The 23,497-nt window shown below is 62.5% G+C and carries 17 protein-coding genes; 9 read left to right on the forward strand and 8 right to left on the reverse strand.

The genetic code is table 11. The features are described from left to right. Window positions 1-107 precede the first annotated feature (107 nt). Together HHL14_RS17670 and HHL14_RS17675 are read right to left on the reverse strand one after the other, a co-directional pair. On the reverse strand, window positions 108-1,379 hold the full coding sequence (locus tag HHL14_RS17670; protein ID WP_169498912.1) for an NAD(P)/FAD-dependent oxidoreductase: 1,272 nt from the start codon (window positions 1,377-1,379) through the stop codon (window positions 108-110). Between the two features lie 245 nt (window positions 1,380-1,624). Beyond that, window positions 1,625-2,569 (reverse strand): dihydrodipicolinate synthase family protein, encoded by a 945-nt coding sequence (locus tag HHL14_RS17675; RefSeq protein WP_169498913.1) that lies wholly within the window; start codon window positions 2,567-2,569, stop codon window positions 1,625-1,627. 166 nt (window positions 2,570-2,735) lie between these two features. On the opposite strand from HHL14_RS17675, the gene HHL14_RS17680 reads away from it, so the two are divergent. Further along, window positions 2,736-3,668: a LysR family transcriptional regulator gene (locus HHL14_RS17680; RefSeq protein WP_169498914.1), complete on the forward strand. Its 933-nt coding sequence runs from the start codon at window positions 2,736-2,738 to the stop codon at window positions 3,666-3,668. A 258-nt stretch (window positions 3,669-3,926) separates the two neighbouring features. After that, entirely contained in the window at window positions 3,927-7,046 is a 3,120-nt protein-coding gene (locus tag HHL14_RS17685; RefSeq protein ID WP_169498915.1) for a transglycosylase domain-containing protein, read from the forward strand. A gap of 111 nt (window positions 7,047-7,157) precedes the next feature. Here HHL14_RS17685 and HHL14_RS17690 read toward each other — a convergent pair whose 3' ends face one another. The 6 genes from HHL14_RS17690 to HHL14_RS17715 all read right to left on the reverse strand — a co-directional run bounded on the left by HHL14_RS17690 (window position 7,158) and on the right by HHL14_RS17715 (window position 14,038). After that, a complete protein-coding gene (locus HHL14_RS17690) occupies window positions 7,158-8,405 on the reverse strand; it encodes an ROK family transcriptional regulator (protein ID WP_169498916.1) in 1,248 nt (415 codons plus the stop codon). A 64-nt stretch (window positions 8,406-8,469) separates the two neighbouring features. Then, on the reverse strand, window positions 8,470-9,276 hold the full coding sequence (locus HHL14_RS17695; RefSeq protein ID WP_169498917.1) for an ATP-binding cassette domain-containing protein: 807 nt from the start codon (window positions 9,274-9,276) through the stop codon (window positions 8,470-8,472). A gap of 51 nt (window positions 9,277-9,327) precedes the next feature. Beyond that, window positions 9,328-10,317: an ABC transporter permease gene (locus HHL14_RS17700; RefSeq protein ID WP_169498918.1), complete on the reverse strand. Its 990-nt coding sequence runs from the start codon at window positions 10,315-10,317 to the stop codon at window positions 9,328-9,330. A 103-nt stretch (window positions 10,318-10,420) separates the two neighbouring features. Beyond that, the gene (locus HHL14_RS17705) at window positions 10,421-11,425 is read right to left on the reverse strand and encodes a sugar ABC transporter substrate-binding protein (protein WP_169498919.1); all 1,005 of its coding nucleotides are present in this window, start codon (window positions 11,423-11,425) and stop codon (window positions 10,421-10,423) included. Window positions 11,426-11,937: 512 nt separating this feature from the next. Further along, window positions 11,938-12,696 carry a flagellar brake protein gene (locus HHL14_RS17710; protein ID WP_169498920.1) on the reverse strand — a complete coding sequence of 253 codons (759 nt, stop codon included), beginning with the start codon at window positions 12,694-12,696 and terminating at the stop codon, window positions 11,938-11,940. A gap of 268 nt (window positions 12,697-12,964) precedes the next feature. Next, complete coding sequence (locus tag HHL14_RS17715; protein WP_169498921.1) at window positions 12,965-14,038, reverse strand: LacI family DNA-binding transcriptional regulator; 1,074 nt, start codon at window positions 14,036-14,038, stop codon at window positions 12,965-12,967. A gap of 193 nt (window positions 14,039-14,231) precedes the next feature. On the opposite strand from HHL14_RS17715, the gene HHL14_RS17720 reads away from it, so the two are divergent. From HHL14_RS17720 to HHL14_RS17750, 7 genes are all read left to right on the forward strand, one after another. After that, window positions 14,232-15,401 (forward strand): ABC transporter ATP-binding protein, encoded by a 1,170-nt coding sequence (locus HHL14_RS17720; protein WP_169498922.1) that lies wholly within the window; start codon window positions 14,232-14,234, stop codon window positions 15,399-15,401. A gap of 19 nt (window positions 15,402-15,420) precedes the next feature. Next, the gene (locus HHL14_RS17725; protein WP_169498923.1) at window positions 15,421-17,394 is read left to right on the forward strand and encodes a beta-galactosidase; all 1,974 of its coding nucleotides are present in this window, start codon (window positions 15,421-15,423) and stop codon (window positions 17,392-17,394) included. 77 nt (window positions 17,395-17,471) lie between these two features. Further along, entirely contained in the window at window positions 17,472-18,725 is a 1,254-nt protein-coding gene (locus HHL14_RS17730) for an ABC transporter substrate-binding protein (RefSeq protein ID WP_169498924.1), read from the forward strand. Window positions 18,726-18,852: 127 nt separating this feature from the next. Beyond that, window positions 18,853-19,809, forward strand: a complete 957-nt coding sequence (locus HHL14_RS17735; protein WP_329601681.1) for a carbohydrate ABC transporter permease — start codon at window positions 18,853-18,855, stop codon at window positions 19,807-19,809. A gap of 10 nt (window positions 19,810-19,819) precedes the next feature. Further along, window positions 19,820-20,671, forward strand: coding sequence for a carbohydrate ABC transporter permease (locus HHL14_RS17740; RefSeq protein WP_169498926.1), 852 nt, complete (start codon window positions 19,820-19,822; stop codon window positions 20,669-20,671). Between the two features lie 838 nt (window positions 20,672-21,509). Beyond that, window positions 21,510-22,511, forward strand: a complete 1,002-nt coding sequence (locus tag HHL14_RS17745; RefSeq protein ID WP_169498927.1) for a lysozyme — start codon at window positions 21,510-21,512, stop codon at window positions 22,509-22,511. A gap of 445 nt (window positions 22,512-22,956) precedes the next feature. Next, a complete protein-coding gene (locus HHL14_RS17750) occupies window positions 22,957-23,406 on the forward strand; it encodes a hypothetical protein (RefSeq protein WP_169498928.1) in 450 nt (149 codons plus the stop codon). The last annotated feature ends 91 nt before the right edge of the window (window positions 23,407-23,497 follow it).

A 23,497-nucleotide genomic window follows, 5' to 3' on the forward strand; every position in this document is an offset into this window, starting at 1 on the left:
CATGAACGGGCGGTCGGTGGGAGATTCTCGCGGCGGCCTCCGACGATGCCGCGCGCGACTTTTACGCGTGTCTTACGTGCGTCAGGCGCCAGGCCGGGTGGGCCGGGTCAATGGCGGCGCGCGGCGAACGCATCGCGCGTCTGCATCGCGGTGTAGGTCAGTTGCGCGGCGGCGAGGCCCAGCGCGCCGAAGGTGCGCGTGAGGCCGAAGCTCGCGAACGCGTCGGGCACCGGCCGCTCGCCGGAGATGGCCGCGGCGAGCAACTCGCCCGACACCGCTGTTGGCGCCATGCCGTGACCGCCGAAGCCGACTGCGTACCAGACGCCGTCGGTGCTGCGGCCGATCTGCGGCATCTTGTGACGCGCGTAGCTCATCAGGCCGCCCCATGCGTGTTCGATGCGCACGTCGCGCAGTTGCGGATAAACCTTCAGCAGATCCTGGCGCAGCAGTCGCGCGATCGCCTCGGGTTCGCGGTCGCGCACCGAGATGCGGCCGCCCCACAGGATGCGCGTGTCGGGCAGCGGCCGGTAGTAGTCGAATGCGAAGCGGGTGTCGTAGATCGCGGCGCGGGTGGCGATCGCGTCGTGCAGTTTCTCGCCGAGTGGTTCGGTCGCCATCACGTAGGTGGCGATCGGCAGCACCGCGCGTTCGACGCGCGCATACACGTTGCGCGCGTAGCCACCGCCCGCGAGCACGACGTGACGCGCGTCGAGCGCACCGTGCGGCGTTTGCACGACGAAGCCCGCGCCGTTGCGCTGCAGGCTCACGACCGGCGAGCCCTCGTGGATCGTCACGCCCGCGCGCGCGGCGGCCGCGGCGACGCCGAGTACGTATTTGAGCGGATGAAAGTGGAACGCGTTGCGCTCGAGCAGGCCGCCGTGATAGCGGCTCGTTTTCAGTTGCGACGCAAGCTCGGCGGCGGCGATCGGTTCCCAGTCGACGCCGAACGAGTCTCGCATCAGACGACGCTGGGCGTCGAGCCGCGCGGGTTCGTCGAACCAGTTGGCGAGGATCACGCCGGCGTCGGTGGCGTCGCAATCGATCCGGTAGCGCGCGATGCGCTGACGCATCAGATCGACGGCGTCGGTGGTCAGCGTATAGAGTTCGCGCGCGCGAACCGGGCCGAGCGTTTTCAGCAGATCCGCGCAATCGAGGCTGTAGCCGCCGAACACGAAGCCGCCGTTGCGTCCCGACGCGCCGAAGCCGACCTGCTGCGCTTCGAGCACGACGACATCTTCGATGCCGCGCTCGGCGAGTCCCAACGCGGTGGACAATCCCGCGAGCCCGCCGCCGACGATGCAGACGTGCGCCTCGCGTCGGCCGTTAAGCGGAGCATAGGTGGAGGGGCGGGTGACGGTGGCTTCGTAGAAACTTTGCATAAGGGCTCGGGCCTATGAAGAGCCCTTAGCGTAGCGGCAATCGCGTGTCGCCGTCCAGCCTTGCGCGCCGTTGCAAGCCCTTGCGCGGATGCGCGCGGTTTCGCATGGTTTCGCACGAAGCATCGATGCGCGGCGGCGGTTGCGTCACGGCATGTGGACGGCCAACCCCGCGACCAACCCCGCGACCAACCCCGCGACCAACCGCGCCACGCGGGCGCGGCTGTCTTTACTATGCATCGAGCGCTTCAGTGTCCCCAGCGCAGCACCAGCGGATCGAGCCGGCGCGCGATCTTCAGCAGCCCCTCGCGCGTCGCCGGATGCATCTGCGGCAACGGATGACGCACCGTGTCCGAGCGGATCACGCCGCCTTCCTTCATCAGCGCCTTGCACGATGCAAGGCCGCCCTGGCGGTTCTCGTAGTTGATCAGCGGCAGCCACTGCTGATAGTGCGCGGCGGCGGCCTCGGTGTCGCCGGCCGCGTACGCATCGACGATCAGGCGGATGCCGTCCGCGTAACCGCCACCTGTCATCGAGCCGGTCGCGCCCGCGTCGAGGTCGGCCATCAGCGTGATCGCTTCCTCGCCGTCCCACGGACCGACGATCGCGTCGCCGCCGAGTTCGATCAGCTCGCGCAGCTTGTTCGCGGCCTGCGGCGTTTCGATCTTGAAGTACGACACGTGTTCGATTTCGCGCGCCATGCGGGCGAGAAACGGCGCGGACAACGGCGTGCCGCTGACCGGCGCATCCTGGATCATGATCGGAATCCCGATCGCATCGGACACCGTACGATAGAACTCGTGAATGCCGCGCTCGCCGATGCGGATCGTCGCGCCGTGATACGGCGGCATCACCATCACCATCGCGGCGCCCGCGGCCTCGGCGGCGCGGCTGCGCTCGGCGCACTGGTACGAGCTGAAATGCGTGGTCGTGACGATCACCGGTACGCGGCCGGCGACGTGTTCGAGCGCGAGATGCATCAGCGTGTTGCGTTCGTCGTCCGACAGCGCGAACTGCTCGGAGAAGTTGGCGAGAATGCACAGGCCGTTCGAGCCGGCGTCGATCATGAAATCGAGGCAGCGCTTCTGGCCTTCGAGGTCGAGGCGGCCGGCGTCGTCGAAGATCGTCGGCACGACGGGGAAGACGCCGCGCAGCGCGGCTTGGTTTGTGGCCTGAGTGTTGGTTTGAGTCATGGCGATGAGGTCGTGGGTAATGAGTGTCTCCAGCGCCGACTATACGGCGGCCAGCCGCGCGGGTATATTGAATTGTTTCCATCCTGTGATCGCTTTTGCGACTCACCTTGCCGCGCTCCGCTGGTTCTCCACGGATTCATCGCGGCCTCACCAGGTTCACGCCCGCATGAAAGACACGCTGACCATCCTGCTCTCGAAGCTGCGCATGAAGCAACTGCATCTGCTAATCGCGCTCGACGACCACAAGTCGCTGCACAAGGCCGCCGGCGTGATGTCGATGACGCAATCGGCGGCGAGCAAGGCCTTGCAGGAACTCGAATCGATGCTCGACGCGCCGCTCTTCGAGCGCTCGAAGAGCGGCATGATTCCGAACCAGCTCGGCCATTGCGTGATCCGCTATGCGCGGGTCGTGACGACGGATCTCACCGCGCTCTGTCAGGACGTCGCCGAAATACGGTCGGGGCGCGGCGGCCGGCTCGCGGTCGGCGCGATCATGGGGGCGATTCCGGACTGCGTGGTGCCCGCGTTGAATCAGCTGCATGCGGCGCAGCCGGATCTGTCGATCGAAGTGCTGGAGGACACCAGCGCGCGGATGCTTGCGCAGCTCGACGATGGCCGGCTCGATCTGGTGGTGGGTCGTGCGGCGGTCGCGGCCGATCCGTCGAAGTATCAGTACCGGCCGCTCGGCGACGAGCCGCTGTCGGTGGTGGTCGGCTATTCGCACCCGCCGTTGCCGCGTCGCGAGATGACGCTGCGCGATCTGGCCGGGCATCGCTGGGTCACGTATCCGTCGCATATGCCGCTGCATGCGCTGCTCGAACGCGAGATGGATCTCGCCGGTCTCGACATGCCCGACAATCCGATTTCGACGGCGTCGACATTCGTGACGGTCGCGCTGCTGCAAAGCAGCGTCGAGCTGGTGTCACTGTTGCCGAGCGCGATTGCCGGGCCGTTCGTGCGGCACAAGATGCTGCGCGTCGTGCCGGTGCGGCTCAAGTCGCCGTCGCAGACGTTCGGCATCGTCACGCGCAAGGGCGGGGTGCTGTCGCCGCCGGCCGAACGGTTCATCGCGCTGCTGCGCGCGCGGACGAAAGCGTAGGCGAAAGAGGGGTGCCGCCAGGGGTTGCAGCCACGTCGGCAGAAACGAAAAACCGCCCGAAGCGGCGGTTTTGCGTGACGTGAAAGACGTTCAATATCTCATGCCAGTTCGCGTTTTGTCATCTTCCTCCGGTGGGTGTTGTAGCCGCGACACTGTCGGGTAAGTACGCCCCCAGAGCCGTTTGTCGTTCCGAGCTACACTGGTCCAAATGCAGTAAGCCGGGCTCCGTACCCCGGCGATCGCTCGGGGAGAGCAGCCATGAATCGGCCACCGCTTCGGTTTCCGCTTCGCGCAACCGGCACCGTGCCCGTCCGGAGCTGGCGTTGGCTCAAATGGGGGCTCGCCGCGTTCGTGCTGCTCGCGCTGGCGCTCCTCGCGCGCCTCGTGCAGATAGAAATCGAAACCTCGCGGCTGCAGGCCCGCTATCTTTCCGAACTGACTCGCGACTTGGGTTTTTCCGTCGCCGACGGTCCCAGTCATTCGATCCGTTTTCCGCAAGCCGACCACGGTCCCTACGACGCGCGGCTCGGCTATGCGCTGCTGCCCGCGATCCAGCAGCGTCTGTTGCAGCATGGCTTCGAGGTGAGTTCGCAGGCGCGCGATTCCGAACGCATGCTGTCGCTCGCCGATAACGGCCTTTTTCTGCCCTACGAGGAAAAAGATACCGCCGGCCTGCAACTGTTCGACGGCACCGGCGCGCCGCTTTTCAGCGCGCGGTTTCCGGGCCGCGCGTATGACAGTTTCGAGGCGATCCCGCCGGTCGTCGTGAACTCGCTGCTGTTTATCGAAGATCGCTATCTGCTCGATCCGAACCAGCCGAACCGCAATCCGGCGATCGACTGGGGCCGCTTGAGCCGCGCGCTCGCCGATCAGGGCGTGCGTCTGTTCAATCATCATCAGCCGGCGCCGGGTGGCAGCACACTGGCCACGCAGATCGAAAAATTCCGCCACTCGGCAGGCGGGCGCACCGCGACGCCGCCGGAAAAGTTGCGGCAGATCGCGTCCGCGTCGGTGCGCGCGTATCTGAACGGTCCGCAGACGCTGCCCGCGCGCCAGCAGATCGTCGTCCATTATCTGAACTCGGTGCCGCTCGCCGCGCAACCGGGCGTCGGCGAAATCAACGGTATCGGCGATGGCCTTTCCGCGTGGTACGGGCGCGATTTCCGCGAGACCAACCGGCTGCTGAAAGCGCCGTCGACCGATGCGAATCTGCCTGAGCAGGGCGTGGCGTTTCGTGAAGTGCTGTCGCTGATGATTGCGCAGCGCGCGCCGTCGTTTTTCCTGCAACGCGACTATCCGGAACTCGAACGGCTGACCGACAGCTATCTGCGCCTGCTCGCGAGCGGTGGCGTGATCACCGCGCAGTTGCGCGATGCGGCGCTGGCCGCGCACGTCGAGTTGCATCGCCGGTCGACGCGCGTGCAGGATCCCGACTCGTTCGTGTCGCGCAAGGCGGTGACATCGATGCGCTCGCATCTGCTCAACGCGCTCGGTGTGCGCAGCTTCTACGAACTCGACCGCCTCGACGTCGAGGCGCACGGCACGCTGAACAACGCGGTGCAGCAGGCGGTTTCCGAGCGGCTTGCCGCGGCCGCGACGCGCGACGGCGCGAAAGCCGCCGGCCTCGTCGGCTTCGAAATGCTGCGCGCGTCCGACGATCCGTCGCATATCGCGTACAGCTTCACGCTGTTCGAGCGGCATGGCGACGCGAACCTCGTGCGCGTGCAGACCGATAGCGTGAACCAGCCGTTCGACATCAATTCAGGCGCGCGTTTGAATCTTGGTTCGACCGCGAAACTGCGTACCGTGGTCACTTATCTGCAGATCGTCACCGATCTGCATACACGTTACGGACGCCTGAGCAATGCCGAACTGAAAGCGATCAAGCCCGATCCGAACGACCAGCTGACGCGTTGGTCGCTCGACTATCTACTGCATACGCGTGACCATGCATTGCAGCCGATGCTCGACGCGGCCGTCGAACGCAAATACTCGGCGAGCCCCGGCGAGACCTTCTACACGGGCGGCGGCGCGCAGACCTTCACGAACTTCGAGTCCGACGACAACAGCCGCATCCTGACCGTGCATCGCGCGTTCCAGCATTCGGTGAACCTCGTATTCGTGCGGCTGATGCGCGACATCGTTCACTACGAGATGGTGCAGACCACTGGCCCGTCGGCGCAATGGCTCGACGATCCGGCGACCCGCAAGCTGTATCTGATGCGTTTCGCCGATCAGGAAAGCCGCGTGTACATGAAGCGTTTCTACACGAAGTACCACGACAGGACGCCCGATCAGGCGATCACGTTGCTGCTGCTCGGGGTGCGCAAATCGCCGCCGAAAGTCGCGACGGTATTGCGCAGCGTCGCGCCGGACGAGTCGAATGCGTGGTTCAACAGGATGATGCGCGCGGCGCTGAAGAACACGCCGGCCGCTTCGATGCTCGACGACGAAGATCTCGCGAATCTGTACGACAAGTACGGAATCGACCGCTTCAATCTGAACGATCGCGGCTATATCTCGGGCGTACATCCACTCGAATTGTGGACGCTCAATTATCTGCGTTCGCATCCGGACGCGACGCTGGCGCAACTCGAAAGCGCAAGCGAGGCAGTGCGGCTGTCGACCTACTCGTGGCTCTTCAAGACCCGCTATCACGCGACGCAGGATCGTCGCATCAAGCGCATGGTCGAGTTGCGCGCGTACGACGCGATCGGCAAATCGTGGCAGGCGCTCGGTTATCCGTTCGCGAATCTGACGCCGTCGTATGCGGCCGCGATCGGCGCTTCCGGCGATCGGCCCGCGGCGCTCGCGCAACTGATCGGCGTGATCGCCAACGACGGCAACAAGGTGCCGACCGAAACGCTGACGCAGATCGATTTCGCGAAAGACACGCCGTACGAGACGCATTTCCGGCGCGCGGCGGTGGCGCCGCAGCAGCAGGTGTCGCCGGAAATCGCCGGCACCGTGCGGATGCTGTTGCGCGACGTGGTGACGGGCGGCACCGCGAAGCGTCTCGCGCAAGGCATGAGCTTCCCGAACGGCCAGACGCTCGACGTGTACGGCAAGACCGGCACCGGCGATCAACGCCTGAACATGTATGCGAAGGGCGCGCGGCTGATCGAATCGCGCAAGGTCAATCGCAGCGCGACCTTCGTATTCGCGCTCGGCGACCGTTTCTACGGCACGCTGACCGCGTGGGTGCACGAGCCGTATGCGTCGCATTACGAATTCACCAGCGCGCTGGCGGTGCAGTTGCTGAAATCGATGGCGCCGGCGTTGCAGCCGTTGCTCGACAAGCCGGTTGACCGGACCGTGGCGGCGCCGGCAGACATGACGCCGGGTGTGACCAAGGTGGCAACGGTAGCCGATCGCTAAGCGAAGTTAGTTCGCGATGCCAGGTAAATGGAAGGAGCGTAGAAGGAGCGTGAGACGGTTAGAACCTGAGAGACCTATCCAGCCGTACCCGCCTTACCTACAACGACACGCTCACCGCTCCTCATAACCGGCGTCCGCCGCGGGCTTCAGAAACAGCTCGTGCACCGGCGCGAAGTGCGCATACAGCGGCAGAATGGCGCCGCCCATCGCGCGGGCGTCGGCGCCGATCGCGCCTTCGAGCAGTTGCGGGCGCACCATGCCTTCCCATTCGAAGCGATCGAGCACCCGCTCGGCGCGGCGAATGATTTCGCGCAGCAGTTGCCGGTCGAGTTCGCCGTCGATCACGACCGCTTCGAGATCGAGCAGCGCGGCCGCATTGGTGAGCGCGGTCGCGATGGCGGGGCACGCGCTGTCGAGCCATTGTTCGGTGTGCCGCCACAACTCCGGCGCCAGCGCGCGATGATCGTGCGCGGCGGCGGCCGGCGCGCCGGCGTCGCTGAAGAGCTTTTCGAGCACGAAGCCCGAGGCCGCGTGCAGCAGTTGCCGCGCCGGTTTGCGCGCGCCGCCTTCGCGCAGCGGAATCGAGCCTACCGCGCCGGCGTTGTCGTGCGGGCCGCCATGCAGTCGCCCGTCGATCACGAGGCCGCCGCCTATAAACGTGCCGACGAACAGATACAGGAAGTTGTGGATGCCGCGGCCCTGGCCCATCACGAGTTCGGCGGCGCAGGCGGCGGTGGTGTCTTTCGTGAATTCGACGGGCAGGCCGGTCATTGCCGCGATGCGCGCGCGCAGATCGATCTCGTGCCACGCGTCGAGCGCGTCCGGCGGCGCGCCGAGAAAATCGCGCCAGCCGCCGAGCCACAGCGGCGCCGCGACCCCGACGCCGACCACCTTGGCGGCTTTCGCGCCGAGCGTCTGGTTCACGCGCGCGAGCCGGCTTTCGAGCGCGGGAAACAGTGTGCGCGGATCGGGATACGCATACTCGAACACATCGCGGCACACCACGTTGCCGGCGAAATCCATCGCCAGCACGTCGAGACTATGCCGCCCGACCTTGATGCCGATCGTGTAGGCACCGTCCGCGCGCAACGCGATCGGCACCGACGGTTGGCCGATCCGGCCGCGCACCCGCGCCTGCTTTTCGAGCAGACCGTCGTCGATCAGACGATCGACGATCATCGACACCGTCTGCATCGACAGACGCGTGAGGCGGCTCACCTCGGCTTTCGGCAGCGCGCCGTGCAGGCGGATCGTTTGCAGCACGATGCGCTCGTTGAACTGGCGCATGCCGACCTGGTTCGAGCCGACCGTGCGCTTGACGGGGCTGCGAGAGCGGGTGCCGGTTCTGGTCGTGTCCATCGTCATGTATCGGCCCCGCGGTTCGATGGGGCAGCGACGCAGCGACTCGACATGTGCGGCGACGTCATGCAATCGCCTTCACGTCGGCTTCCTTCGCGCCGGTCATGATCGCGACCGCCTCCGACATATGCACGTCCTTCGTGTTGACGAGCGCGGCGCGCCGGCCGAGCCGCTGGATGTGGATGCGATCCGCGACCTCGAAGACGTGCGGCATGTTGTGGCTGATCAGAATGACGGGCAACCCGCGCTCGCGCACGCGCCGGATCAACTCCAGCACCATGTTGCCTTCCTTCACGCCGAGCGCGGCAGTCGGTTCGTCGAGAATCACCACGTGGCGCGCAAACGCCGCGCTGCGTGCCACCGCGACGCCCTGGCGCTGACCGCCGGACAGCGTTTCGACCGCCTGACGCATCGAGCGGATGCCGATCTGCAGATCCTTCATATGCGCGGTCGCTTCCTCGAGCATGCGGCGCTTGTCGATCATCTTGAAGAGCGAACCGCGCCAGCCGGGCTTCAGCAGTTCGCGCGCGAGGAACAGATTTTCGGCGATGCTCATCGCCGGCGCGACCGCGAGTTCCTGGTAGACGGTTTCGATGCCTTGTGCACGCGCGTCGAGCGGGCTGCGGAATTTGACCGGCTTGCCGTCGAGCAGGATCTCGCCTTCGTCGGGCACGGTCGCGCCGGACAGCGCCTTGATCAACGACGATTTGCCCGCGCCGTTATCACCGATCACCGCGAGGATTTCACCGGGCAGCACTTCGAAATCGCAACCGTCGAGCGCGGTCACGTTGCCATAACGTTTGACGAGTCCGCGCGCCTGCAGAACCGGCAGCGCCGCAGAGGAGGTGGCAGTGGAGGTAGGGGTCGACATGACAGAGGTTCCTTGCTGAGCTTGCTCAATGAAGTGGCTCAATAGGCGGATTCAACGGCCGCGGTGCGAGAGTTTGTCCGCGGCGACTGCGAGAATCACGAGCATGCCGGTGATCAATACCTGGTAGACCGAAGAAACGCCGATCAACGTCAGGCCGTTACGGAACACGCCGACAATCAACGCACCCAGCAGCGTCCCGACGATCGAGCCGCGTCCGCCGAACAGACTGGTGCCGCCGAGCACTACCGCGGTGATACTGTCGAGATTTTCGGTTTGCCCCGCTTGTGGATCGCCGACGCCGGTACGCGACACCGACAGCAGCGCGGCGATCCCGTAGATCGCGCCGGCGAGCGTGTAGACGGTCAGCAGGATTCGTTGCGATGACAGACCCATCAGCCGCGCGGCTTCGGCGTTATTGCCGAGCGCGTACAGGTGCCGGCCGGGCACCGTGTCGCGCAGCACGAACCAGGTGGCCAGATACATCAGCAGCGTCAGCACGGTGCCGTAGGTGACTTCCGCCGGTCCGAGCCGGAACGTGTTGCCGAAGAACATGATCGCGTCGGGCAGGTTCGACACGCTTTCCGCGTTCGAATAGATCTGCGTCAGCGCAAACGCGATGTTCAGCGTGCCGAGGGTGACGATAAACGCGGGCAGGCGGATGCGTGTGATCAGCAGACCGTTCAGTAGACCGAATAACGTGCTCGCGCCGATGCCGCACAGAATCGCCAGAATCGGCGGCACGCCGAGCACGACCGCGAACTTGGTCATGATGATCGAGCCGAACGCCATCACCATGCCGCAGGACAGATCGATGCCGCCTGTCAGTACGATCAGCGTCTGGCCGATCGCGATGACCGCGACGACCATCGTCTGTTGCAGGATCAATGACAGATTCTGGAACGACAGAAAACGGTTGCTCTGCGAGATGAAGAACGCGCAGGCCAGCACCAGCGCGATCAGCGGTCCGGCTTCGGACAGCGATGGCAGGTGTTCGGCGAAAGAGTGGCGCGGCCGGCCGGCGGGCGCGGAAGGAGTCGACATGATGGCATTCCTCGATACATGAGCGTGACCGTGGCGATAAACACGGCGGTCACGCGGCAAATCCGATGGCGGCCCGTTGCGGCGGGCCGCCGTGCACGACGCGTTACTTGTTGCCCCAGCAGTTGTCGAGGCCGAACTTCGTATCCTTGCTGTCGATGCCGGACATCGGCTTGTCGGTGATCAGCGTGACGCCGGTGTCCTTGTAGCCGGAGACCTTCTTGCCGGTCTTCGCGTAGTCGACGCCGGCATTCACGCCGAGCGCGGCCATCTTCAGCGGATACTGCTGCGAGGTCGCCGCGATCGCGCCGGCCTTCACGTTGCGCACGCCTTCGCAGCCGCCGTCGATCGACACGATCATCACGCTCCTGTCCTTGCCGGCCGCCTTCAATGCGCGATACGCGCCGGCCGCGGCAGGTTCGTTGATCGTGTAGACGACGTTGATGTCGGGCGCTTTCTGCAGGCAGTTTTCCATCGCCGTCTGGCCCTTCGCCTGATCGCCGCGCGTGTCCTGACTGCAGACGATCGATGGATCGCCTTCCTTCACGCCGAAGCCTTCGAGAAAGCCGTTGTGGCGCAGCACGCCGACCGATACGCCGGGTGCGAGGTCGAGCGTCGCGATCTTCGCGGGCTTGCCGTTCAGCGCGGCCTTCGCGTATTTACCGATCAGCACGCCGGCCTTGAAGTTGTCGGTCGCGAAGAGGGCGTCGGTCGCGTCCTGCGGGTCGGTCGGCGTGTCGAGCGCAACCACCATCACGCCAGCCGCGCGCGCTTTTTTAATGCTCGGCACGATCGCCTTGGTGTCGCTCGGCGTGATCAGGATCGCTTTCGCGCCGGCCGTCATCATGTTTTCGATCGCGGTCACCTGGCTCGCGTTGTCGCCGTCGAACTTGCCGGCGGCCGTCATTAGCTTCGCACCGTCTTTCGACGCCTCGGCGTCCGCGCCCTGGCGCATCTTCACGAAGAACGGGTTTGTGTCGGTCTTCGTAATCAGACCGATGACGGGCTGGTCGGCCGCCTGACTCGCGCTCGCGCACCACAGCGCGGACGCCGCGACGCACATCGAGACGACTTTCCTGGCGACAGGATGCCTGCGGGAATTCAGATTCATGGGACGCTCCTCCGATGACGATGATCGCAATGACGTTATGGACTGCTAGGTAATAGCGTGAATTTGAAAGGACGTGAATTTGAAAGCTCGTAAAACTGAGTGACCGGATTGCCTGGGTAGATCGATCCGCCTAAATCACTTTGATTGATTTAGTACAGCAGGCGAACTAACAATCGTCAAGGCAGAAAATTGGATGGGAAATTGCCGTGCGAGAACACGCGCCAGGGCGTAGTGCCAGACGCGACAAGGCTTGCGCCGCGTGGTGCGGCGCAAGAGGAGGGCGCTGCGCTTCGGGAAAGCCCTGGCAGGACTGAAAGCAGTTTGAAGTCCGAACGATGCGTTTCGAGCGCTGGACAGGCCGGCGTTGCGAATGCGTTCAGCGCTTATTTAAAGCGTTCGGAACGAGGCGAACGGAAACGCGAAAACGGAAAACGCGGCCATCGGACGATGACCGCGAGTTGAGAGCGAGGGCGGATGCCGGCGTTCGAAACGCGCGCAGCGGATACGCCGATCTAGCGACGCTGCGCGAGCGTTTGCCGCCTCGTTTCAAGCTGCGTGATAACGCGTTGCAGCGCGCGCTCCGACGGTCCCAACGCGATTGCGAACTTGCAGCCGATCACATAACGCAGCTCGCCCTTTGCGGTGGTCAACTGGCGCGGCGCGACGATCTGCAGGTCCAGTTGCAGCGTGCCGAAGATGCCCATCTGCAACGCCACGTCGTGCAGCACGGTGCCGTTTGCGAGTTCGGCGAAGCGCGCGTCGGCGGTCTTCAATGCGACGCCGCCGAGCGACAGGTCCTGCAATTCGAGTCGGAACGTCGCGCCGTCTTCATAGCGGCCGCACGCGAGATACGGGTCGAGCACCGGCGTCTGCACGCGGAAGAACTCGCGACGTTGCACGTAGTAGAGCAGCGGCGGGAACGGTGCTTCGAATGCGGGCCGTCCTTCGAACGTGATGGCTTCGGCGCCGGCCGTCGTGAATTCGGTGCGGATGCCGCCGGGCAGGCTGCGGAACGTCAGTTGGCGCGCGACCGGCAGCACATGATTGTCGTCGGCGACGCTGCCCATGTCGAACACGAAGCGCGCGTTGCGCGAATCGACATCGAGTACTTGCGTGACGATTTGCCGGCCGCCGAATTCGACCGTCACGAAGTCCTGTCCCGTCATCAGATTGCGCAGGCAGACCGCGATTTGCAGCGGATGGCGTTGCGCGAAGGTATCGTCAATGTCGGTGTGGGCGTTGACGGTGTCGGGCAGTGTGTCGGCGATCATTCGAATATCCCTGCATGTAGTGGCTTTGGCCTGGCCGGTTAGGGAGCGCGGCGGCATGACTCGGATGCCGGCGCTCGGCTTTGTCACCGGTTATTTGCAGGGACCGTGCCAACTGCACGGAAAATCGGGGGCATGGCGCGCGAGCCCCGTGCGGCGGGCGTTTGAGCGGTGCCGTGCGAAACCGCACGGGCCGCGAAACGGCCGGTTGAAGCGTTCGCTACGTAACGTGCGCGCCGCTGTTACGGCCACATCGGCGGGTCACCGGGGTTCAACACGAAGGCGAACGCGAAGGCGTGTGCGCGGGTGGTCGAGGCGCGGCGGTCGAGGCACGCACCACCAGTTTTGGCTCGGACGAAATCCGCATCGGCACGGGAATCGGTTCGTCGCGCGCGCCGCGTCCGGCCTGCCCATACGACGACTCGATCAACTCGCGCAGCAACTCGACGGCGAGCCCGGCCACTTCGACGGTCGGCACGGCGACCGTGGTCAGCGCGGGCCGCGATTCGCGCGCGAGTTCGATGTCGGTGATGCCGATCACGGACAGATCGTCGGGCACGCGCAGGCCGAGATCCGCGGCCGCGTGCATCGCGCCGAGCGCGGGCAGGTCGTTGGTCGAGAAGATCGCGGTCAGTTGCGGATCGGCTTCGAGCATCGCGCGGGCCGCGACGTAGCCGCCATGAATCGTATCGACCGCATGCCGCACGCGATTCTTCGTCACGCCGGCCGCGCGCAGCGCGTCGACGAAACCCTCGTAGCGCGCCGCGTGAATGCCCGACGCCTTGCTGCCGACGATCGCGCCCATGCGCCGATGCCCGAGTTCGAGCAGATGCTGGCCGGCCAGTTCGCCGGCGAGCCGAAAATCGACCGCGACGCAGGGCAGTCCAGGCGGCTCGGCGGGCCGCTCCCACATACACAGCACGACCGGCGTGCCGCGTGCTTCGGTGGCGCGCAGATCGACGAAATCGAGGTTCGCGTTGGTCACGAGTACGCCTTCGGACAGCGTGCCCGCGATCTGGTCGAGGTAGGCACGGCCGGTCAGCGGGTCTTCGTTAGTATTGCAGATGATCACGAAGTGGCCGCTGGTGCGCGCCGCGCGTTCGACCGCGAGCGCGAACTCCGGATAGAACGGGTTGGCGATGCTCGACACCATCAACGCGAGCGTCGGCGCACGGCCTTCGGCGAGCGCGCGCGCGGCGAGGTGCGGCCGGTAGCCGAGCGCTTCGACCGCGTCGAGCACGCGCTGCCGGGTCGTCGCGCCGACGCGGCCGCGATTGCGCAATACGTTGGACACGGTGGCCGGCGTCACGCCGGCATGACGCGCGACTTCGCTGAGAGTGGGCATGGTGCTTTCAGTATTTGGGATGGTTGCCCGACATTTGCATCACGGCGCGAGGCACGGCAACATCTGTCGTCAAACCAACGTATAAACGATATCGGAGACAGACCGACCGATCGCTTGCGATCGATTTTTTCGGTCTCGCTGATTAAGCGCTTAATCTCCGACTTCGGGCCGATTAAATCACGGAGTCGATGCAATGGCGAGCATTTCGTTACGAGGCGTGCAAAAAGCGTATGGCGACGGGGCCGCGGTGATCCGCAACGTCGATCTCGACATCGGCGAGAACGAGTTCTGCGTATTCCTCGGGCCGTCCGGCTGTGGCAAGTCCACGTTGCTGCGCATGATCGCCGGACTCGAGGACGTGACGGACGGCGACCTGTCGATCGGCGGGCGCATCGTCAACGACGTACCGGCCGCGCAGCGCGGCGTCGCGATGGTGTTCCAGAGCTACGCGCTGTTTCCGCACATGACCGTGTTCGAGAACATGGCGTTCGGCCTGAAGCTCGCAAAAACCCCGAAGGACGAAATCGATCGCAAGGTGCGCGAGGCCGCGCGCATTCTGCAACTCGAGGCGCTGCTCGAGCGCAGGCCGAAGGCGCTCTCGGGCGGACAGCGGCAACGTGTTGCGATCGGCCGCGCGATCGTGCGCGAGCCCGGCGTGTTTCTGTTCGACGAACCGTTGTCGAATCTCGATGCGACGCTGCGCGGACAAACGCGCGTCGAAATCGCGCGCTTGCACAAGCAGTTCGCGAAGGCGAGCGTGGTCTACGTGACGCACGATCAGATTGAAGCGATGACGCTCGCCGACAAGATCGTGCTGCTGCATTCAGGCAAGGACACCGAGCGCTACGGCAGCATCGCGCAAATCGGCGCGCCGCTCGAGTTGTATCACCGCCCGAAAAGTCGTTTCGTGGCCGGCTTCATCGGCTCGCCGCGGATGAATTTCCTGCCGGGCAAAGTCGCTGCGCTCGACCCGCAAGGCGTGCTGGTCACGCTCGATCACACCGGCGAAACCGTGCGCGTGCCGGTCAGCGGCGCGGGTCTGCAAACGGCGCAGCCGGTCACGCTCGGCGTGCGTCCCGAACATCTGGAGTTCGCCGACGATGCACCGGCCACCGCTTCCGCCGGCACCGCCACGGACAGCGTGCTCACGCGCACCGTCTCGCTCGTCGAGCAACTCGGCGAGCACAGCTACGTACACCTCGATCAGCCCGGCGGCGCCGTGCTGATCGCGAAGGCGCCGGGCGTCACGCGGCTGGTGCCTGGCGCGCACGCGAGCCTGCGCGTGCCGTCGGCCGCCTGCCATCTGTTTACCGAGGACGGTTTCGCGGCGGCGTCGCTCGAATCCGTCGCACATTACGCTTGAAGAACATTGGGGACTGAGGATGCGTGTTGGAGTCTGCTATTACCCGGAACACTGGCCGGAATCGATGTGGGAAGACGACGCGCGCCGCATGAAGGCGCTCGGCATCGAACAGGTTCGGATTGCTGAATTTGCGTGGAGCCGCATCGAGCCGACGCCGGGCGAATACGATTGGGGCTGGCTCGATCGCGCGGTCGACGTGCTCGGCGCGGCGGGGCTGCAGGTTGTGATGTGCACGCCGACCGCGACGCCGCCGAAGTGGCTGATCGATCGTCACCCGGACATCCTGCCGGTCGGCGCCGACGGTCGCCCGCGCGCGTTCGGTTCGCGGCGCCACTATGACTTTTCGTCGCCCGCGTATTTCGAGGCGTCGCGGCGCATCTGCACGGCGGTGGCCGAGCGCTACGGCAAGCATCCGGCCGTCGCGTACTGGCAGACCGACAACGAATTCGGCTGCCATCACACGGTGGTCAGCTATTCGCCGGCCGCGCTCACGCGTTTTCGCGAGTGGCTCAAGGCGCGTTATCGCACGATCAACGCATTGAACGACGCGTGGGGCACGGTGTTCTGGAGCATGGAGTACCGCAGCTTCGACGAGATCGACGCTCCGGTCGCGACCGTGACCGAAGCACATCCGTCGCACCGGCTCGACTACCGGCGCTTCGCATCCGATGAAGTCGCGCGCTACAACCGCATGCAGGTCGAGATCATTCGCGCGCATTCGCCGGGCCGTCCGGTCGCGCACAACTTCATGCAGCTGTTCACCGAGTTCGATCACTACAAGGTCGCGGCCGATCTCGACGTGGCGACGTGGGACAGCTATCCGCTCGGCGCGCTCGAAGAGCAATGGTTCGCGCCCGACATCAAGGCGCGCTGGCTGCGCAGCGGTCATCCGGATTTCGCGTCGTTCAATCACGACGTGTATCGCGGCATGTCGAAGCTGCCGTTCTGGGTGATGGAGCAGCAGCCGGGGCCGGTGAACTGGGCGCAATGGAATCCGGCGCCGCTGCCGGGCATGGTGCGCTTGTGGAGCTGGGAGGCGTTCGCGCATGGCGCGGGCTGCGTGTCGTATTTCCGCTGGCGTCAGGCGCCGTTCGCGCAGGAGCAGATGCATGCGGGCCTCAATACGCCCGATAACCGGCTCGACGTGGGCGGCCAGGAAGCGTCGCAAGTGGTCGACGAAATCCGCACGGTGCTGGCCGCGAATGCCGACGCTAATGCGACGATCCGCTCGAAAGTCGCACTTGTCTACGACTATGAAGCGAAGTGGCTGTTCGAGATTCATCCGCAGGGCGCGGACTTTCACTATCCGCGTTTCACGTTCGAGTACTACTCGGCCTTGCGCGCGCTCGGACTCGACGTCGACGTCGTGCCGGTCGATGCATCCTTCGACGGTTACAGCCTGATCGTCGTGCCGCCGCTGCCGGTGGCGCCGGACGATTTTGCCGCGCGGCTCGCCCGTTCGGGCGCACAGGTGGTGCTCGGTCCGCGCACCGGTTCGAAGACGCGCGATCTGCGGATTCCGGCCAATCTGCCGCCGGGCGCGTTGAGTTCGGTGCTGCCGTTGCGCGTGTGGCGCGTCGAATCGATGCGGCCGAACGTGACGGAAGCGGTGACGCTCGACGATCAAAGCGGGGCTGAAGGCGTCGCGCGTCACTGGCGCGATTTCATCGACAGCGATGCCGCGACCGCGCTCGACGTGCGCGCGCGCTTCGCGGACGGCCATCCCGCCTACGTGCGAAGCGGTGCGTTCCACTATCTGGCCAGCCTGTTCGACGACGCATTGACGGTGCGCCTGTTCGCGCGGATCGCTGCGGAAGCGGGCGTGACAACCGAGGCGCTGGGCGATAGCGTGCGCATCAGTCGGCGCGGCGCGCTGACCTATGTATTCAATTACGGCGCCGATCCGTACACGCTCGATAACGTTGCCGACAACGCGTTCGTGGTTGGTTCGCGCGAGGTGGCGCCGCAAGGCGTTTCGATCTACCGTTCGTGACGCAGGTCCAGCCGCAGCAATTTCCACGCAGTAACGACAACGACGTATATAACCGGGAAATATAGGAGACAGTCAGAATGAAACTGAAACCACGCAAGATTCTGTTGGCGCTCGCGCTGGCCGCGGTCGCCGCGGGGACGTCCGTCGTCAGCACCGCGCAGGCGGGCACGCTCGCGCTGAACATCGCCTACAAGGGCGCAAGCCAGCGCGCGGTGTGGCAGCAGGTGGTCGACGAGTTCAAGAAGGCGCATCCCGGGATCGACGTGAAGGTGTCGTTCATCGACGAAGAAGCCTACAAGGTGCAGTTGCCGGGCTGGCTTTCGACTGTCGCGCCCGACGTGGTCAACTGGCACGACGGCGAACGGATGGCGTATTACGCGCAGCGCGGCCTGTTCGAGGATCTGAGCGGCGACTGGCAGAAGAACGGCTGGAACGACATGTATGCGTCGACGAAAGAGGCGTCGTCGTATAAGGGCAAGCAGTATGCGGCGCCGACTGTGTACTACTCGTGGGGGATGTTCTATCGCAAGGATCTGTTCGAGAAGGCCGGCATCAAGGGCGAGCCGAAAACGTGGGACGAGTTTCTCGATGCCGCGAAGAAGCTGAAAGCCGCGGGCATTACGCCGATCGCAGTGGCGGGCCGCGATGCGTGGACGCTCGCGGGCTGGTTCGATTATCTCGATCTGCGCCTGAACGGCAATGCGTTCCATCAGAAACTGATGGCCGGCGAGATTCCGTACACCGATCCGCGCGTGAAGAAGGTCTATACGACGTGGAAGCAGCTGATCGACGACGGCTACTTCATCAATAATTCGCTGTCCTACGATCTCGACGCGGTCCAGCCGTTCCTGTTCCAGGGCAAGGCCGGCATGATGCTGATGGGCACGTTCATCACGGCCGGCTTTCCGCAGAACGTGAAGCCGCAGATGGGCTACTTCCAGTTCCCGATCATCGACCCGAAGGTGCCGACCGCCGAGGATGGGCCGGTCGAATCGCTGCATATCCCGTCGAAAGCGAAGAACAAGGCAGACGCTCACACGTTCCTCGCATTCGTCGAGACGCCGGAGATCGGCGCGCAACTGGCGAAGGGGCTCGGCTCGCTGTCGGCGAACAGCAAATCGGCGGAACCCGACGATCCGATCTCGAAGATCGGCTTCCAGATCCTGTCGAATACGAAGGGCGGTATCGCGCAGTTCTACGATCGCGACATGACCAAGGAGATGGCCGACGAAGGGATGAAGGGGATGCAGCAGTTCATGTCCGATCCGTCGAAGATCGACGATATCCTCGCGCAGCTCGAGCAGACACGTCAGCGTATCTACAAGAAGTGAGGGCGTCGTTGTCGGTAAGCTTGTAGATAAGCGGTAGATGAGCGACGGCGGCCGCGAGGCCGCTGTCCATCGCGCCAGTTCGTGTTTCATCGCATTGGATTTGATTGACCGGATCGGGAGATTGATCGTGTCGCATTCCGTCAGCCGTCATAGCGTCGGCGGTCCTGTTGAACCCGGCGGATCGGGTGCGCTGCCAGGCGCGTCTGTCGCGCCGCGCCGGCGCGGTCCGACGCCGACCGCGCGGCGGCAGCGGCGCGCCGCGTTCCTGTTTCTCGCGCCGGCCTGCATCATGGTGGCCATCTACGTGGTGTGGCCGATTCTTTCGACGATCCGCCTGAGCTTTTTCAACTGGGACGGTATGACCGAGCCGAGCTTCATCGGTCTTGGCAACTACATCGAACTGTTCCAGACACCGACGTTCTATACGGCGCTGAAGAACAACCTGATCTGGCTCGTGCTGTTTCTGCTCGCGCCGCCGATGGGGCTCGCCGTTGCGCTGTATCTGAACCAGGCGGTGGTGGGCATTCGCATCGTCAAGTCGCTGTTTTTCGCGCCGTTCGTGCTGTCGGGCGTCGTGGTCGGGCTGATCTTTTCGTGGTTCTACGACCCGACCTTCGGCCTGCTCGCGCTGATTCTCGGCCACGGCGTGCCGGTGCTCGGCGATCCGCGCTATGCGACGTTCGGCATCGTGTTCGCGGCGCTGTGGCCGCAAACGGCGTACTGCATGATTCTTTATCTGACCGGACTGACCGCGCTGAACGCCGAGCAGATCGAAGCCGCGCGCATGGAAGGCGCGTGCGGCTGGTCGATGCTGTGGCATGTGATCCTGCCGCAACTGCGGCCCACCACGTTCATGGCGATCGTCGTTACGATCATCGGTGCATTGCGCAGCTTCGATCTGATTTCGGTGATGACGGGCGGCGGCCCATTCGAAAGCTCGACCGTGCTCGCGTTCTTCATGTACGACCAGGCGGTGAAGTACTACAGAATCGGCTATTCCGCGGCGATCGCCGTGGTGCTGTTCGCGATCATGCTGGTCTATATCGTCTACCACCTGCGGCGGATGCTGCGCACCGAGCAATAAGGAGCCGCTGATGTTTCCGATTCCGATCGACAAATGGAAGCCGGCCACGCGCCGCGTCTACAAACTGACGTTGCCGATTGCACTGCTGATCTGGCTGCTGCCGATGATCGCCGTGCTCGTCACGTCGGTGCGCTCGACCGAGGAGTTGAGCGAAGGCAATTACTGGGGATGGCCGCGGCACTTCGCGATGTTCGATAACTATCGCGAGGCCTTGACCACTTCGCCGATGCTGCATTACTTCTGGAATAGCGTGCTGATTACGGTGCCGTCGGTGGTGGGCTCGATCGCACTCGCGGCGATGGCGGGTTTTGCGCTGGCCATCTATCGCTTTCGCGGCAACTCGACTCTGTTCGCGACCTTCGTTGCGGGCAACTTCGTGCCGATCCAGGTGCTGATGATTCCGGTTCGCGATCTGTCGTTGCAACTCGGTCTGTTCAATACGGTGAGCGCGCTGATTCTGTTTCATGTGTCGTTTCAGACCGGCTTTTGCGCGCTGTTTCTGCGCAACTTCATCAAGCAGTTGCCGTTCGAACTGGTCGAGGCGGCGCGCATCGAAGGGGCAAACGAGTGGACGGTGTTCTTCAAAATCATCTTGCCGCTGATTCGTCCCGCGCTGGCGGCACTGACGATTCTCGTCTTCACGTTCGTATGGAACGACTATTTCTGGGCTTTGTGTCTGACCCAGGGCGACGATGCCGCGCCGATTACGGTGGGTGTGGCCGCGCTGAAAGGGCAGTGGACGACCGCGTGGAATCTGGTTTCGGCCGGATCGATTCTGGCGGCGTTGCCGTCGGTCGCGATGTTCTTCGCGATGCAGAAGCATTTCGTCGCGGGCCTGACGTTCGGGGCGACGAAGGGGTGATGCCGTTCGCGCTGTGATTTGTGATGCGCTGTAGAGAAGGGTTGCCCGTATAGACCGTATAGGCGGTTTATACGGGCTTTTTTTCGTGCTGGTTTTGAAATGACGCCTTCGAGCGGTTAAACGCTTCGATATGTGCGCGTGCACAGCAGGCTCGAAAATCGTGGCCCGTTCTCGAGACGAGTTGTGCTCGCCGATAGTGGATAGTGCCGCCGTCGTTTTACAGGCGCGTCTATCAGACAACTCCTTTTCAGGCACCTCAGTTGTCTTTTCGCACCTGTTGACACTAATTGACCACTCTGGAGAACCCCTCGAGATACCTTGTACAGGCTGGCAAATTAACCATGCCAGATGCATAAGACGAGGGGGTAAGCATGGTGTCGCGGCAAGATATATTGAACCGCATTTATGCGCGTGTTGGAGTCGATAAGAACTACGGGAAAAACGGGACGACTGGCGCAGTGACAGGCAAGGAAGAATGTCATCTTTGTCGCGTGACCTATTCGATATTCAAGCACTTCCCCGATGTGCGTAATGGGACGGTGATGAACGTCGAAACGGGTAATCTCATCCCGATCTCTACAGTTCGCTCGTATTCATCCGGTCACGAGATGGCCGAGGCGATGGGCACCGCATCGGCGTGTCGATGCGAGGGCTTGCTTGGGCAACGGTTTATTTTGCTGGATGCGCGGGGGAACGTAGCGTGCAATACGTATTACACAATCCGGTTGCCTGATAATCGTCTAATACACGGCACGACCGATGCCGAGGGGCGAACCCGACGATATCGGGCTAGGCACGCACAGTCTGTTCGAATCTATCTTGGGCACAGGGAGGCTTGATGCCTGACGCGCTTGGAACGGCAGTATTAACTACAGATCCGAATTCATGCGTGACTGTTCAATCAGGCAGGCTCTGCAAGCCTTGGCACGTTAGTCCGGAGGGATTATCCTTTACTGCCGTGTGGGAATCCGGAGTATTAAATGGTGTATTTCGGGGACGCCAGGTGACAGAGGGGTTCATCTTAAAGGCCTATCTGGATAACGCTGGAATTCCCACCATTGGATGCGGTCATCGCATTATCCCAGCCGATCATATTGAAGTGGGCCAGGTAATCAGCCTGGAACGTGCGAGAGAGTTCAGGCGACGCGATGTTGCTGAGGTTGAAAGACGCCTGAATGCCGGTATTCATGTTCTCCTGTTTCAATACGAATACGACGCTCTCGTGAGTATTGTATATAACAGTGGATCAGGACGTGGTGCGGATGAGATTATCCGAAAAATCAATATGGGAAATTATGATGATATGCATGAATTTATTCATGCATATCGAATTGGGGGAAATCGAGGCGTTGTAAATCGCCGTGTTGCCGAGGCGCGCCTTTTTCGTCCGGAGTTTACAATGCGTCGCATTAAAGTTAGGTTTTTTTGTTTAATTTTAGGGGTGCTATTTTCCTCTTTTGCAAGGGCAGATTCGAATTACGTTTTTTCAGTGGAAGACTCAAATTCTGATTGCTTGCAACATCTTGGAGGGGGGTATGGCGATGTCGAGTGCTATTCCGGATTGCAGAAAAAATTGATTTCCGATAGTGAAATTTTATATAAAAAACTACACGCAACCATACCAAAAGGGAATGTCCATGAAAAATTGCTGGCCGAATACATGGCAGCGCAAAATGCTTCTGTGAAATATTGCGAATTGCCGCGCAATGCCGGGGCGGGCTGGGAAACCAGGCACGATGGCTCCATGTTTCCGGTTTTGCAGGCACAATGTATTTACAATCTGCGCAAGGCACAAAACGAATTCTTAAAAACCTTGCTTGAGATGGCAGAATGGGATTAATGAATGCTGAAACTACATAGCCCGGATGAAAAATCGGGTAGTTGAGTGAATGCAGATAACTCGTTTTGCCTGGAGACATCAGAGGCGCTCCTCGGCCTGTGCCTTTTTGCCCTGCCTGAATAGGCGGGGATTTTCATTGCTTCCCGGGAGTGAGTGGAATTACTGACCTGCAGGCGATGGAATTACTTCATCAGGACTTGTGCGAGGTCGAGCGAATTGTCAATGGAGGAGTTCTTGTTATTCTGCATTTAGTTTGAATGTGAGACCATTGTCGATTTTTTATAACCGTAGAGATCGTAACGATGATTTTTTGTAATGATTAATGGTAGGCGCTACGACCGAGTTCCACAGAAGTTTGTGGAGTACTCAGTGGGGCATAGGCAACATCCATTGGGGTTGGTCAGCTGCCGTAATGCTTAGGGTCGGCTGTTTGCTACGGGGAATTATGATGCGGCTCACTAAGCTTGCGTTTGCTCTGGTACTAACGTGTGCCAATTTTTCTGCTTCGGCGGATGACAGTTGTGAAAAAAAATCGATCACTCGTGACGACTACTTGGCATGTACAAATGAAGACACAAAAAGAATTTTAAATGATGCTGAAAAGCTCTATGAAAATATTCGCGGGAAACTGAAGGGAAAAAGTCTAAAAGAACTCGATCGTAATCACGAATTATGGGATGAAAAATCGCAATCAGATTGCAAAATTTTCGGGATGGCATTCAATGATTGGACCGACAACTACATGCCTGACACCGATTTTCAAGTTGCAGCCTGTCTGGAGGATGCGGCTAAACAGAGGCTGGAGTTTTATGAGTGGTTGTCCTGTCCGGGAGATATGGAATCATCGGAGCATCCGGAGTGCTCAGTTCTCAAGAGGATTCTCGGGAAAGGTTAGAAATCGCTGTGTTGTCGTATAAGCAATCAGACAGACAAGACCCGCCGCTTCGAACCTGCGGTAATCCATCTCGCTCTCCCTCCCAGCTCTT

The organism is Paraburkholderia antibiotica, from assembly GCF_012927125.1.
Classification (GTDB): Bacteria; Pseudomonadota; Gammaproteobacteria; order Burkholderiales; family Burkholderiaceae; genus Paraburkholderia; species Paraburkholderia antibiotica.